The sequence below is a fragment of the Desulfobacter latus genome, assembly GCF_013389365.1.
Taxonomy (GTDB): Bacteria; Desulfobacterota; Desulfobacteria; order Desulfobacterales; family Desulfobacteraceae; genus Desulfobacter; species Desulfobacter latus.
The window spans coordinates 41,747-56,199 of record NZ_JACADJ010000012.1 but is presented as its reverse complement, the minus strand read 5'-3'; the positions used below and the strand labels follow the sequence as shown (position 1 = coordinate 56,199).

Below are 14,453 nucleotides of genomic sequence, written 5' to 3'. Positions count from 1 at the left end.
CAAATATGGAACGATATATCTGCATTCACGGTCACTTTTACCAGCCGCCGCGTGAGAACGCCTGGCTGGAATCGATTGAAATCCAGGATTCTGCCTATCCTTACCATGACTGGAACGAAAAAACGACCGAAGAGTGCTATGCTGCCAATGCGGTTTCCCGCATATTTGACGAGCAGGGCAGGATTGTTAAGATTGTTAATAACTACGCCAGGATCAGCTACAACTTCGGCCCGACTCTTCTTTCCTGGCTGGAAACAAATGCGCCGGAGGTGTATGAATCTATTCTTGACGGAGACCGTCAGAGTCAGACGCTTTTTTCCGGCCATGGGTCAGCCTTGGCCCAGGCTTATAACCACATGATACTGCCTCTGGCTAACCGCCGTGACAAAGAGACCCAGGTGATCTGGGGCATCAAGGACTTTGAGCATCGTTTTGGACGCAAACCGGAAGGCATGTGGCTCCCCGAGACCGCCGTGGATCTGGAAACGCTTGAGATTCTGGCCGATCATGGCATTTTGTTCACGATCCTTGCCCCTCATCAGGCCAAAAGGATGCGGCCCATCGGGGAAAACGCGTGGCAGCATGTGGCGGATGGCAAGATTGGTCCGACAATGGCTTATCGTCAAAAACTGCCTTCGGGGCAGGCCATCAGCCTTTTTTTTTACGATGGACACATTGCGCGGGATGTTGCATTTGAGCACCTTTTAGATAACGGCGAGTCCTTTGCCGGCAGACTTATGGACGGATTCTCTGACGCGCAGGAACAATCCCAGATCGTTCATATTGCCACTGATGGTGAAAGCTATGGTCATCATCATCGTTTCGGCGAAATGGCGCTCTCCTATGCCCTGGACTATATTGAATCAAACGGGCTTGCACGCCTGACCAATTACGGCGAGTATCTGGAAAAATTTCCGCCGGTGTACGAGGTGGAGATTTTCGAAAATTCATCCTGGAGTTGCCCTCATGGCGTTGAGCGATGGCGCAGTGACTGCGGATGTAGTTCCGGCAGTCAGCCGGAATGGAATCAGCAATGGCGCAAACCATTGCGGGAGGCCCTGGAGTGGCTGAGGGATATTGTGTCGCCTGCTTATCAAAGAAAACTTGCCTCCTTTTTAAAAGACCCGTGGGAAGCCAGAAACGATTACATCCAAATTATTCTGGATCGATCCGAGGAAAAGATCGAACATTTTTTGAAACAGCATGCGGTTCGAGCGTTGAAAAAAGATGAGATAATCATGATTCTCAGGCTTTTGGAATCTCAACGGCATGCTATGCTCATGTTTACCAGCTGTGGTTGGTTTTTTGATGATATTTCAGGTATCGAAACGGTTCAAATCATTCAATATGCGGGGCGGGTCCTGCAGTTAAACGAGGAAATATTCGGCGACGCCATGGCGCCGCGTTTCCTGAAGCTTTTGGAATGGGCCGGGAGCAATTTTGTTGAACATAAGGATGGGCGTCACATATTCGAAAAATGGGTCAAGCCCGCTATGCCGGATCTGAAAAAAGTAGGCGCGCATTACGCCGTGAGCTCTCTTTTTGAAGACTATCCTGAACGCACGTCAATTTTTTGTTATACGGCGGAACGGGACGATTACAAGCGATCCGAGGTCGGCAGGGCAAAGCTGGTGGTGGGGCGTGCCACGATTTCTTCTCAAATCACTTGGAATGCTTCCAGGCTGACTTTCAGCGTTCTGCATCTGGGAGACCACAATCTGTATTGCGCCGTCCTTGCGGGCGACATGAAGAACTATCAACGTTTGGAGCAAGAACTTTTTCAGGCCTTTAAAACAGTGGATTTTCAAAAAGTCATGCGGATTCTGGACCACTATTTCGGTTACTGCATTTATTCTCTCAAGTTCCTTTTTCGGGATGAACAACGCAAGGTTTTGAATTTGATCATGAAACCTACATTGAATGACGCTGAGACGGCATACCGCCGGCTTTACAATTTCAACGCGCCGATGATACGGTTTTTAAAAGATGCGGACATTCCTGTACCCCAATCCCTCTCTATTGCGGTAAATCTGGTTGTGAATGCCGATCTGAGGCGTACCCTGGCGCAGGAAAAATTCAATCCCGCAGTGATCGCCCCCCTTCTCAAAGAAGCCGAATTAACCGGCACCGCCTTGAACACTGATATTTTAGGCCATACGCTCAAACAGCGTTTGGAGCAGATGGTCAAACGTTTTTTTGACAATCCTGTTGAATTCGAATTGCTTGAAAATCTGAATGAAGCTGTCATGACCTTGAATACGTTGCCTTTCCATGTCAATATTTTTAAAATACAGTGGCATATATATAAAATACGCCAAACCGAATATCCTGTATTTCTGGAAAAAGCTGAGGCGGGTGAAGAAGATGCCCGAAAATGGATCGACCATTTTACTAGCCTGTGCGATAATTTATCGCTGGTTATATAAAAAATGCCTATTCCCACGGCAACCTATCGAATTCAGTTCAGCAAGGCCTTTGATTTTCAGGCGGCGAGCGATATCATCACCTACCTGGCCGATCTTGGTATTTCCTGCATTTATGCGTCCCCGATCTTTAAGGCGAGAAAAGGGAGTCTTCACGGATACGATATTGTTGATCCCAGCCGGTTAAATCCTGAACTGGGATCGATAACGGATTTTGAAAAACTGAAGGCAGAATTGCAAAAGCAACATATGGGATGGCTGCAGGATATTGTCCCCAACCATATGGCCTTTGATTTTGAGAATAAGATGCTGATGGACGTTTTTGAAAACGGTCGTCATTCCATGTATCGTCATTTTTTTGACGTCGACTGGGAACATCCTTTGGGCAGTTTGCAGGGAAAGCTGCCGGCACCGTTCCTCGGCGGGTATTATGGCCAATCCCTGGAAAATAAGGAAATCCGGCTAGAATATGCTGAAACCGGTTTCAGCGTGAACTATTATGACCAGGCCCTGCCGCTCAAAATCGATTCGTATACCGATGTATTGACGTTCAGGTCAAGTGCGCTTCGAACCCGGCTTGGCGAGGATCATCCCCATTTCATAAAATTTCTGGCAGTCTTACACATTTTGAACACCTTACCTTCGGGAAACGCCGTCAAGGACCGTTGTGAGCAGATCAAGGTCGCAAAGTACATGCTCTGGGAACTCTATTGTCGGAATCCGGTAATCCGGAGATTTGTCGATACGAATATCGAGATGTTTAATGGTGAAAAAGGCAATCCTGAAAGTTTCAGACACATCGATAAACTTCTCGATGAACAAGTGTTCCGATTATCTTACTGGAAAGTTGCCAATGAGGAGATTAACTACCGCCGGTTTTTCCATCTCAACGATTTCATCTGCCTGCGAATGGAAGATGAAGCGGTATTTGATCGAACCCATACTCTGATATTTAAACTGATCGAAGACGGCCCAGTAAGCGGCTTAAGGGTCGATCACATCGACGGGCTCTACGATCCCGCTATTTATCTCAGAAGGCTGAGAAAAAAAGCCGGCGACATTTATCTCGTGGTTGAAAAAATCCTTGACCGCACAGAGGACTTGGTTCCCCTCTGGCCGGTGCAGGGGACAACCGGCTATGAATTTATGAATACGGTCAATGGATTGTTTTGCCAAAGCAACAATGCAGATCGCTTCAGCACAATATACGCGTCCTTCAGTGGATTTAAGAATTCAGCAACTGATCTTGTTTATGAACAAAAGAAACACATCATGGCGTACCATATGAAAGGGGATCTTGATAATCTTGCCGGTCATATGAAAAGAATTGCCGGTCGTGACCGTTATGGAAAAGATTTTACACGTCATGGTCTGAATAGAGCCCTGAAGGAGATATTGGCGCACTTTCCTGTTTATCGTACCTATATCAACCATCATGGCAGCAGCCCAAGTGATCAACGGTATATTCAAACGGCTGCAAAGGCGGCGTTGCGTAGGCATCCGGGATTACGCCGTGAAATTGACTACATCACGTCGTGTCTGCTTGCAGAGCCGCAAGCGCAGCCTTCGCCGGCAGAAGAGGATCGAATCGACTTTGTTCTGACATTCCAGCAGTTCACAGCACCCCTGATGGCCAAGGGTTTTGAAGATACGCTTCTTTATCACTACAATCGGCTGATTTCTTTGAACGAGGTTGGTGGCGAGCCATATCATTTCGGCTGTTCGTTAGACGCGTTTCATGCCTTTAATCGCAAGCGGGCCGCATTATGGCCCCATTCATTAAGTGCCACAGCGACCCATGATGCCAAAAGAGGCGAAGATGTTCGGGCCAGGATCAATGTGTTGTCGGAATTGCCTGACGAGTGGCACAGAAACCTCGAAACATGGAAAAAGTTGAACAGCGGAAAAAAGAAACGGGTGGGGGGCAACATCATCCCCGATGGAAACGGGGAGTACTTTCTGTATCAGACGCTGATCGGCAGTTTCCCCTTTGATAAAAGTGACCATCCTGAATATGTTGAAAGAATCAAGACCTATGGAATCAAAGCCCTCAGAGAGGCCAACGTTCATTCCAACTGGTTGGCGCCGGATATTGACTACGAAGAGGGTTTTGTTGCATTTATCGGTGAGATTTTAGATGTTGTGAAAGAGAATCCCTTTCTGGAACGGTTTTTGCCCTTCTGTCGGCGCATTGCGCATTACGGGGTGTTTAATTCTCTTTCTCAAACCCTGATCAAGATCACGGCACCGGGGCTTCCTGATTTTTATCAGGGAACGGAATTGTGGGATTTGAATCTGGTGGACCCGGATAACCGGCGCTCCGTTGATTTTGACCAGCGGAAGGCATATTTAAAGGAAATCCGGGAAAAAGTCCGCCGGAACATTCACGATACGATTGAAGAATTACGCAATGCAAAAGAAGACGGCAGGATCAAGCTCTTTTTGATCCATATGGCGCTTGAGGCACGAAACAGGAACCGGGAGATTTTCCTGAACGGTAATTATACGCCTTTGGCAATCAACGGCCGGTTCAAAGATAACATCATCGCATTTGCAAGATTCCACATCAATCAGTGGTGCCTGACGATCGTTCCCCGCTTTCTGACGTCGGTCATAAAGGCGGGGGAATATCCGCTCGGCAGCCACGTCTGGTTTGATACTGAAGTTGTGCTGCCGGACGGCTTTCCATACCAGTGGAAAAATATATTCACGGCAGAGCTCCTCAGCGGCCGGTCACTTCGGGTCTCTGAAATCCTGAAGGATTTCCCTGTTGCGATGCTGATGAGCGAGGATCGTCCATGAAACAAAGAGCAAGCGGCATCCTGATGCATCTGACCGCTCTTCCATCTGCGTTCGGCATCGGCGATATGGGACCCTATGCTTACCGTTTTGTTGATTTTCTGTCAAAAGCAAAGCAGCGTTACTGGCAAATCCTTCCCTTGAATCCGACGGAACCGGCCCATGATAATTCACCCTATTACAGTATATCCGCCTTTGCCGGTAATCCCTTACTCATCAGTCCCGAACTTTTGGTCAAAGAGGGCCTGCTCCCCACAGCGGTTTTAAAATCTTTGCCCGATTTTCCCAAAAAGCATGTACTTTTTCGAGCCGTGATTGCCCACAAGGAGAAACTTTTTAACCACGCCTATAAACGCTTTAAAACAAGAACAAATCAAGACGGCTATGAACGATTTTGCCGACAAAATGCGGACTGGCTCAATGATTTTGTTCTTTTTAAGGCCCTGAGATTTTATTTCAAGGGCGGGTCGTGGCGCACATGGACAGCTAAAATACGCGACAGGGAGCCGAAGGCGTTAACATGGGCGGCAGAAAAACTGCATGACAGGATTGAAAAGGAGAAATTCCTTCAGTATGTTTTTGCCGAACAGTGGCGTATGCTCAAAGCATATTGTAACCGGAAGGGGATTCATATCATTGGGGATATTCCAATTTACATGCCGTATGAAAGTGCCGATCTATGGGTCCATCCTGAATTGTTCAAACTGGATACTGAAAAGAGACCTGTTGCCGTGGCCGGCGTCCCCCCCGATTATTTCAGTGCGACCGGTCAACTCTGGGGGCATCCGGTGTACCGGTGGAATATGCTGAAAAAAACCGGATATGCGTGGTGGGTTAAGCGGATTGAACACAATCTGGCATTGTTTGATGTTGTAAGAATTGACCATTTTCGAGGGCTTGTCGCCTATTGGGAGGTGCCGGCGGGTGAAAAAACGGCGGTCAACGGAACGTGGGTTCAGGCGCCGGCGGTTGACTTTTTTAATGCGCTCAGCAGAAGATTCCCCTGTCTGTCCATCATTGCCGAGGATCTTGGCACCATTACGGCCGACGTCCGGGAGGTGATGCGCCAATTTGACCTTCCCGGCATGAAATTGCTGGTGTTTGGTTTTGGTGATGATTTTCCAACAGGCGCGTTTCTGCCGCACAACTTTGTGAAAAACTGTGTGGTCTATACCGGCACCCATGACAACAATACGATCAGGGGATGGTTTGAAAACGAAGTGACTCCGCAGGTTAAACAAAGGCTGTTCACGTATCTTGGACGCCGGGTTGCGGTGGACGAGCTTGCCTGGGAAATGATCCGGCTGCTGATGATGTCTGTGGCCGACAAGGTCATTATTCCGATTCAGGACATCCTCGGCCTTGGCGAAGACGCCCGGATGAACCGGCCGGCCTCGAATACGGGCAATTGGCAATGGCGACTTACGCCTGAGCTGCTAACTACGGCTTCATTTATAAAATTGCTTGAAATGACGGAGATTTATCAGAGAGCATAGGAACTTCTCCCAAAGTACTATCAATTCAATAAAGTTCCCTGAAGTAGCGGTTAATCGTATCCGCCCAGGAAAAGCGGCAAGCGGCGGCATTTTCACAAATCTGTTGCCACTGACCCGGCGCGTTCTTTTTGAGGTTGATCGCTTTTTTAAAAACGCTCACAAAATTATCAACCTGTTCTTCAACCGTATCACCTTTGAACGTAAAGCCATTATGTTCGTTTTTGACGGTATCTTTCAATCCGCCCACGTCATGTACCAGACAGGGCTGCCCATCCCGCATGGCCAGCATCTGACTGATCCCGCATGGTTCAAACGAGCTTGGCATGAGGAAAAGATCGCCGTTTGCATACAACGCATCAGCACAATCCTCTGCATATCCATTCAAAAAGATAAAGTTGCCAAACCGGGAACTCATTTCGGTCAGAAACGCTTCGTATTGCCGGTCTCCTGTTCCCAGCAGGATGTAAATCCCTTCTTCGCCGAGTTCCGTCAGGATGCCTTCAAGACCGGAAACGCCGCGCGAACCGGAAGCCCGCATCAGCAACAATTTTTGTTCCACAACCCTGGAAACGCTCGTGATGATTGTTTTTGGTCTGCCGGCGTTAGACCCAAGATCCGTCAAACGCGCATGCGCCACAAAAAGATCGGTTGAGACCGTATCCCGTTTTCCCGCCCAATTCAGAATCTTTTCTTTAAAAAGTGTCACCAACTCAGGAAAATGGCGTTTGGCGACCCCCCGGTTTTGCGAATACGTACACCCATTCAAAATACCAAAGAGTCGCCCCGCTTTGCGGGCAGACTGAATGTCGGCCTCAAGCCCCTCACCGCCATAGTAGCGGGGTCTGTCAGTGGGGTAGCGGATTTCTTCGGCATAAGAAGGGGAAACCGTATGAACGGCATCGGATAACCGGATGCCGGCAGCCATCAGATTGATACACTCCGGCCATCGGGGATCGGCAATATCAGCCCATTGATAGGGAAGATGATGGTACCAGGCTTCCAAAGAGGACGCATCCCATCGAAACGGCCGTACCCCTTGAAGTGCAAGGTTATGGATGGTGTAAACGGTTCTAATGTCTCGAAGCACCGGGTAATCCGGATGAAATCGGCGCAAAATCAAGACAAAAGCGGCATGCCAGTCATGAAGATGGATACAGTCAAGATCCCCGAAGATCTTTTTTTTCAAGCCTTCGGCAACGGTCAGGCCGAAAAGGGCGAATTTTGTGGCATCTGTTGCAAAGGGCCTGTCCGGTGGATCATCGACATAGATTTGATGATACCCGCGGGCAGGATCGTAAGAAGTGAAAATGGGGTGATCTACGACAACGTGTTTAACATCGGGGTGGGGCGTGTTGCCCGGGACTTGATAGATTTCAGCCGTATGGCTGAATCCGGAAAACGAAACCGTCACGGAATCTATCCAGTGGGCGCCTGCCTGCTGATGGAAAAAACCATAGGAAGGGGTGACAACCGTAACGTTTGCGCCCTGCTTTGCAATTTCAGGGGAAATATCTCGAACGACATCGCCGATTCCGCCGACTTTACCGCCACTGAGCCCACCGTTTTCAGAAGCTACGATCAATATATTCATTTAAAAACTTATAAAAATAGAATTAATCGATTTTATCAGGCTTGCACAACCGTTTGGGTTTATTTGATAATCGTTTGCATTTTTGGCATGAATACATCAATTCTTTCATTACCGGTTTGCAAAGCAACTTGGCTTCAGTTGATGATGCCCCACAATTTTTACACACAAACGCTTCCGATACATTAGATGATTTGCGCAAATGCAGTTTTTTATTTTTGCATGCCTTACACGCCTTGAGTTTTTTTCCCATACCGCATCCTTCTTTATAAGTGAAATGCTTGAATAATAGCTTAATACTAATACAAATTTCTGAAAGGTCAATTTATATTTGAATTGGTCACCCGGTGGGTGACCAATTGGGTTAACCACATGGTCAAAATAGGCCTGGTCAAGTACTCTGAAATCTTATCACTCGAATATTAAGACTGAGAAGTTAATTTTTTTTAACTCATTTATAATTTTTTCATTGACTTGAACATCTTCCGATAATATAGAAGCGGTGAATTTTGGGATAATAGTTGATACTGATGCTGATGCACTTATACTGAAGCTGATTCTGCTTCTCTATATTATCCGGCCCGCCTGTCTGTCCCCAAGGGATTGACAGGCGGACTTTTTTTAAAGCACACTTTCCCATCTACCATCACCCAGAAGACATCCGAAGCCCTTGCCGCATATACCAGACCTGAGTAGGGGTCATGCATGGGGGTCATGTGAAGACCGGTTGTGTCCACCACAATGATGTCCGCAGCCTTTCCCGGGTGTATGGAGCCCGTGACATCACCCAGTCCCAGGGCCTTTGCCCCGTCAATGGTGGCCATTTTCAGACAGGTACGGGCATCCATAACACAGGAATCCAGACGCACAGCCTTATGCAGTTTGGCCGCCGTATCCATTTCAGAAAACATATCCTGGTCGTTATTGGAGGCGCACCCGTCCGTGCCAAGGCCCACGGTCAGATCGGCTGCCACCATGTCCGGCACCGGTGCCACCCCGGAGGCCAGTTTCATATTGGATTCCGGGCAGTGGATGACCCCGCACCCGCGCTTGTCAATAATTCCAATGTCGTTTTCATTCAGCCACACACAGTGGATTAAAAGGGTATCCGGATCAAGGATACCCAGGCTGTCCAGATAGGCGATCACGGACAGACCTGTATTCTCTTTGATCATGCCCGGCTCGGCCCGGGTTTCTGCCGTATGGATCTGGAACAGGACCCCCTTGTCCCGGGCAAGGTTTTTTCCGGCCACAAGGGTCTGTTTTGAACACGTGTAGGGTGAGTGACAGAAAATCGACGGGGTCACTCTCGGGGACAGGGTGCCGTTTTTTTCAATAAAGTCTTTGGCATGAGCAATATTATTGGACGGATCCGGGACACCCGGGGCAGGGTAGTCAATCACGCCCTGGCCGGCCACGGCCCGGATACCGCTGTCTGCCATGGCCTTTGCCGCATGGCTTTCCAGGAAATAGCCGTCGCAGCATGTGGTGATGCCGCCGGCCAGCATCTCCCGGCAGGAGTGGGCCGTCCATTGCGCCACGGATTCCGGGTTTATGTCCCGTGCCTCGGCAGGGAAAATATGCTCATTGAGCCAGACATCCAGGGGCAGGTCATCGGCCAGCCCCCGAAACATGGACATGGGGGTATGGGTATGCCCGTTCACAAGTCCGGGCATAATAATTCCGCCGCAGGCATCCATCAGGGTCGCCCCCTCCCAGCGCCGGCCGGGAACCGCAGGTCCGCATTCAGCAATTTTATCCCCTTTGATACGGACAAACGCGTTTTCAATGACAGGCAACCCTTGTTCCATGGTCAAAAGCGTACCGTTGTGTATGACAATTTCGTTTTCCATTATATGGCCTCCTAAGATATTCTTAACTATATGATCGAGTTTAACAGGCTTTGATGCAACCATAACAAGATATCATATGAAAACAACAATTCTAAATATGAAACTTTTTAGTTGAAAGACGCTCACAAAGACACTAAGACACAAAGATTTTTATTCGACGTTGTGACCCTTTGTGCCTTTGAGGCTTTGTGCGACAATAAATTAGAATTGCTGTGAATTTTTTGAATGTCTTGACACGATATTGCCTGTTCAATAGGATACGTCAAACGCTGTTTGAAGGCAGCCGGCAAGTAAGCTTTGTTAAACATATAAACCTTAAGCCACGAAGGCATACAGATATCCTTTTTTAAAGGGCGTCGGACCTTTGCGGCTTTTTTTGTTTAAAGGACTTAAAATGAAGACAAAACTTGTATTATTGTGTGTCAGTTTATTTCTGATCCCGGCTGTTTTTCCGGCACATGCAAAAACCATTTTGGACAGCACAGGTAAAACAGTGGTTGTACCTGATCAAATCAGCCGCATTATCTGTTCGGGTCCAGGGGCTTTGCGCCTGATCACCTATTTCAATGCCCAGGATCTGGTGGTGGCTGTGGATGATATGGAAACGGCCAGAAAAAGATTTGATGCAAGACCCTATGCCATTGCCAATCCCCAGTACAAAAAATTGCCGGTGTTCGGGGAGTTCCGGGGCAACGATGATCCTGAAAAAATTTTGGGCCTTGCCGCACAACCCCAGGTCATTTTTAAGACATATGCCGGCATGGGCTATGACCCGGTTGAATTATCACAGAAAACAGGTATCCCGGTGGTCGTGCTGGGATATGGCAACCTTGCCGTTCAACGGGACATTATTTATAACAGTCTGCGCATCATCGGCCGGGTGCTGAACCGGGAAGACCGGGCCGAGGCGTTGATCGGCTTTTTTGATAAACAGATTGCGGAACTCAACCAGCGTACCGCATCCGTTAAAAACAAAAAAACGTGTTTTATTGGCGGTATAGCCCATAAAGGCCCTCATGGATTCCAGTCCACAGAGCCCAATTATCCCCCTTTTGAGTTTGTGAATGCCGCCAATATCGCAAATACGTCTGACATCAAGGTGAAAAATTTGTCTCACTCAAGCTTTTCCAAAGAGAAACTGCTGGAAGCAAATCCTGAAGTTTTGTTTCTGGATCTTTCCACCCTGCAGATGGGGGACGGTCATAGCGGGCTTGATGAACTGAAAACAGATCCCGTATACCAGGCCCTGGATGCCGTGGCAGATGGCCGGGTCTACGGGGTACTGCCCTATAACTGGTACACTCAGAATTTCGGCTCTATTTTGGCCGATGCCTGGTATGTGGGAACAGTGCTTTATCCGGACCAGTTTGAGGATGTTGATCCGCTCAAAAAAGCAGATGAAATTTATGAATTTCTGCTATCGGCCAAAGTATATGCCGCCATGGATGCCCTGTTCCAGAACAAGGCATTCAAACCGGTTGATTTAGGAGCGCAATAAAGGCCATGCATTTTGATCATGGTGCGGTACCTGATGCCTATATCGGATATATTCGCAAAAAATCCTGGTTGCTTTTCGTCCTGTTCAGCCTGATGGCAATCCTGTTTCTCATCTCTTTGTGCAACGGGGCCGTAAAACTTCCGTTGTTGGATGTGGTGCAGACATTAATGCTGGATGCACCGTCCCGTAAGGCAGATCTTATCGTATGGCATATCCGGTTGCCCCAGACCGTCATCGCAATTTTAAGCGGGGCAGGCCTGGCCGCTTCCGGTGCCGTAATGCAATCGGTATTGAAAAACCCTTTGGCCTCACCCTTTACCCTGGGTATTTCCCATGCGGCCGCATTTGGGGCGGCACTGTCCGTGATCCTCATGGGGACGGGGGTGATGGCATCGTCTTCCAGTGATGCCGTGGCCATTTCAAATCCGCTGATCACCGTGGCAACGGCATTTTCATTTTCCATTTTCACTGCGTTAATCATTATTTTTATCTCCGGCAAAAAAGGGGCTAGCCCCCAGGTTATGGTGCTCACCGGCGTGGCATTAGGCTCGCTTTTTACTGCCGGGACCATGCTGTTGCAGTTTTTTGCCGATGATGTGCAGCTGGCTGCCATGGTGTTCTGGACCTTTGGGGACCTGGCCAGAGCAGACTGGAACGACATTGCACTGATCGCCCCGGTCGTGCTGATGCTGCTTGGTTTTTTCCTGGTAAAATCCCGGGACTACAACGGCATGGCCATGGGGGATGAGAGCGCCAAGGGCATTGGCATACAGGTGGAATGGATCAGGCTTTCCGGCATGTTGGCCGCTTCGTTGATGACGGCTTTGATCATCAGCTTTGTGGGTATTATCAGTTTTGTGGGTCTGGCTGCGCCCCATATTGTGCGGCGTATTATTGGCGACGACCACCGCTTCCTTTTGCCGGCATCCATTCTGGCCGGGGCCTTGATTCTTCTGGCAGCCGATATGGTCGCCCGGCTGATCATGCTGCCCCATGTGCTGCCGGTCTCTATTTTTACGGCATTTTTAGGGGCACCGGTTTTTATTTACCTCATTATTAAAGGCGATCCCAGATGATTCTGACAGTGAACCAGATTGATTTTAAGTATAAATCCGTTAAGATTCTTGAGGATATCAATTTTTCCATTCCCCGGGGTGAAATCACCGTAATATTAGGACCCAACGGCGTGGGAAAAACCACATTACTCAAATGCCTCAATAAAATTTTAACCCCGGCAGCGGGCCGGATTCATGTAAAAGACAAACCGTTGAAAGCCATGGATATCCGCCAGATTGCCAAAGAGATCAGCTATGTGGCCCAATACAACGAAGCAGGCAAAATCACGGTGTTTGACGCCGTCCTCATGGGGCGGTACCCCCATATCCGGTTTACAGCCGGCAAAGATGACTTAAAAAAAGTCGGGTCGGTGCTGACGCATCTGAACCTGTCACACATGGCCCTTAAAAATCTGTACGAACTTTCCGGCGGCGAACTGCAGCAGGTGGCCATTGCCAGAGCCCTGGTCCAGGAAACCGATATCCTGCTGCTGGACGAACCCACCTCCAGCCTGGATTTAAAAAATCAGACCCGGATTTTAAGTCTTGTCCGGCATATTGTACGGGACCATAACCTTGCGGTGATCATGACCATGCATGACTTGAATTCGGCACTTCGTTATGCAGATCAGTATATCTGCTTAAAAAATAATACCGTGTTCGGGGCGGGAAAAATTGAAGAGATCGGGTCAGACCTGCTTACAAAGGTATACGGACTGCCGGTTGAAATTATCCGGCATAAGGGCTACCCCCTGGTGGTGCCGGTTGAAGATGCCTTCAAAGCGGCTTGAGGATGATGCTGTTTGTCCGGAAAAATGCCGGTGTCTCGACCGTTGAAACTCCTTTTTAGGTGGGTGATCGTGATTCCAAGTTTTCAGTGCAGCCGGAAATCAGACGGTCACCCGGATTTTATGGATGTTCTTCAGCGTACAAATTATTCGGGAAGCGGGCAGGACAGCATCTCCTTTCTGACTACCTCAAATAAATCACCGAATCTAAGCACACCGGTGACCGTGTCGCCGTTTTTTACGATCAAAGGCTGGTGAGCGCCCATAACATATTCATGCAGTGCTTTTTCCAGGGAATCATTCTCCTGGAGATATTCAGCCTTATCAGGTACATGCATGATTTCGGAAACCTTGATATTGGCGCCGCGTTCGCAAATGTTTTTAATGGGCTCCACCCAGAGATTAAAATCTCGCATCGCAGCCATCACATAATCTTTGGTCAGTGTTTTACCTTCATAATTTTCAAACAGTTTTTTATAATTGGGCTCAAGGGTTTTGAAAATATCAATCATGGTAACGTTTCCCTTGAACTTACCATTGTCGTCAACGACAATAACATCCCTGTGGGCGTGGCAGCCATCTGATTTGCTTTTTTCCAGAACCTGGAACATATCATAAACGGTATCCGTTTCCTTGATGGTCACATAGTCGGGTAAGGGGATCATAATCGATTTTATTAAAATTTCTTTCATATCTCTCTCCTGAAAAAGTTAGTAATGGCCTTAATTATGGTGATGGTCTTTTTTATAAGAAACGATTGAATTACTTTTATGGTGCATTTTGGGTTGAGTCTGGATATCGATAGACCAGGTTCGCCCATGATTGATCTTTAAAATTATATGAGAAACATATGTAAAGTCAAGTTTTATAGACACTTTCTGGATATTTGCCATAAGGAATCGAATACCATACACAGTATTATCAAGATGCAGGCGGGACGCCTGCGCTCCCAG

At 48.1% G+C, this 14,453-nt stretch carries 10 protein-coding genes; 6 read left to right on the top strand and 4 right to left on the bottom strand.

What is annotated here, in order from left to right:
* Positions 1-5: 5 nt before the first annotated feature.
* From HXW94_RS05725 to malQ, 3 genes are read left to right on the top strand one after another with little or no spacing between them, the layout of a single operon-like run.
* Positions 6-2,426, top strand: coding sequence for a DUF3536 domain-containing protein (locus tag HXW94_RS05725; protein ID WP_178365939.1), 2,421 nt, complete (start codon positions 6-8; stop codon positions 2,424-2,426).
* 3 nt (positions 2,427-2,429) lie between these two features.
* Positions 2,430-5,225, top strand: coding sequence for a malto-oligosyltrehalose synthase (gene treY / locus HXW94_RS05720; RefSeq protein WP_178365938.1), 2,796 nt, complete (start codon positions 2,430-2,432; stop codon positions 5,223-5,225).
* The gene (gene malQ / locus HXW94_RS05715) at positions 5,222-6,718 is read left to right on the top strand and encodes a 4-alpha-glucanotransferase (RefSeq protein WP_178365937.1); all 1,497 of its coding nucleotides are present in this window, start codon (positions 5,222-5,224) and stop codon (positions 6,716-6,718) included. Before treY ends, malQ begins: the two co-directional genes overlap by 4 nt.
* 25 nt (positions 6,719-6,743) lie before the next feature.
* On the opposite strand, the gene HXW94_RS05710 is transcribed toward malQ, so the two are convergent.
* The 3 genes from HXW94_RS05710 to HXW94_RS05700 form a co-directional block, all read right to left on the bottom strand.
* Positions 6,744-8,309, bottom strand: coding sequence for a glycogen synthase (locus HXW94_RS05710; protein WP_178365936.1), 1,566 nt, complete (start codon positions 8,307-8,309; stop codon positions 6,744-6,746).
* Between the two features lie 22 nt (positions 8,310-8,331).
* On the bottom strand, positions 8,332-8,559 hold the full coding sequence (locus tag HXW94_RS05705) for a hypothetical protein (protein ID WP_178365935.1): 228 nt from the start codon (positions 8,557-8,559) through the stop codon (positions 8,332-8,334).
* A gap of 319 nt (positions 8,560-8,878) precedes the next feature.
* Positions 8,879-10,159 (bottom strand): amidohydrolase family protein, encoded by a 1,281-nt coding sequence (locus HXW94_RS05700; RefSeq protein WP_178365934.1) that lies wholly within the window; start codon positions 10,157-10,159, stop codon positions 8,879-8,881.
* A 394-nt stretch (positions 10,160-10,553) separates the two neighbouring features.
* Between HXW94_RS05700 and HXW94_RS05695 the strand changes: the two genes are divergently transcribed.
* From HXW94_RS05695 to HXW94_RS05685, 3 genes are read left to right on the top strand one after another with little or no spacing between them, the layout of a single operon-like run.
* On the top strand, positions 10,554-11,657 hold the full coding sequence (locus HXW94_RS05695) for an iron ABC transporter substrate-binding protein (protein WP_178365933.1): 1,104 nt from the start codon (positions 10,554-10,556) through the stop codon (positions 11,655-11,657).
* A gap of 5 nt (positions 11,658-11,662) precedes the next feature.
* Entirely contained in the window at positions 11,663-12,733 is a 1,071-nt protein-coding gene (locus HXW94_RS05690) for a FecCD family ABC transporter permease (protein WP_178365932.1), read from the top strand.
* Entirely contained in the window at positions 12,730-13,503 is a 774-nt protein-coding gene (locus HXW94_RS05685; RefSeq protein ID WP_178365931.1) for an ABC transporter ATP-binding protein, read from the top strand. Before HXW94_RS05690 ends, HXW94_RS05685 begins: the two co-directional genes overlap by 4 nt.
* A 143-nt stretch (positions 13,504-13,646) precedes the next feature.
* On the opposite strand, the gene HXW94_RS05680 is transcribed toward HXW94_RS05685, so the two are convergent.
* Positions 13,647-14,192 (bottom strand): CBS domain-containing protein, encoded by a 546-nt coding sequence (locus HXW94_RS05680; RefSeq protein WP_178365930.1) that lies wholly within the window; start codon positions 14,190-14,192, stop codon positions 13,647-13,649.
* Between the last annotated feature and the right edge of the window lie 261 nt (positions 14,193-14,453).

Coding starts and splice junctions, on each gene's coding strand:
- HXW94_RS05725 (WP_178365939.1), top strand. CDS start 6: ATGGAACGATATATCTGCATTCACGGTCACTTTTACCAGCCGCCGCGT.
- treY (WP_178365938.1), top strand. CDS start 2,430: ATGCCTATTCCCACGGCAACCTATCGAATTCAGTTCAGCAAGGCCTTT.
- malQ (WP_178365937.1), top strand. CDS start 5,222: ATGAAACAAAGAGCAAGCGGCATCCTGATGCATCTGACCGCTCTTCCA.
- HXW94_RS05710 (WP_178365936.1), bottom strand. CDS start 8,309: ATGAATATATTGATCGTAGCTTCTGAAAACGGTGGGCTCAGTGGCGGT.
- HXW94_RS05705 (WP_178365935.1), bottom strand. CDS start 8,559: ATGGGAAAAAAACTCAAGGCGTGTAAGGCATGCAAAAATAAAAAACTG.
- HXW94_RS05700 (WP_178365934.1), bottom strand. CDS start 10,159: ATGGAAAACGAAATTGTCATACACAACGGTACGCTTTTGACCATGGAA.
- HXW94_RS05695 (WP_178365933.1), top strand. CDS start 10,554: ATGAAGACAAAACTTGTATTATTGTGTGTCAGTTTATTTCTGATCCCG.
- HXW94_RS05690 (WP_178365932.1), top strand. CDS start 11,663: ATGCATTTTGATCATGGTGCGGTACCTGATGCCTATATCGGATATATT.
- HXW94_RS05685 (WP_178365931.1), top strand. CDS start 12,730: ATGATTCTGACAGTGAACCAGATTGATTTTAAGTATAAATCCGTTAAG.
- HXW94_RS05680 (WP_178365930.1), bottom strand. CDS start 14,192: ATGAAAGAAATTTTAATAAAATCGATTATGATCCCCTTACCCGACTAT.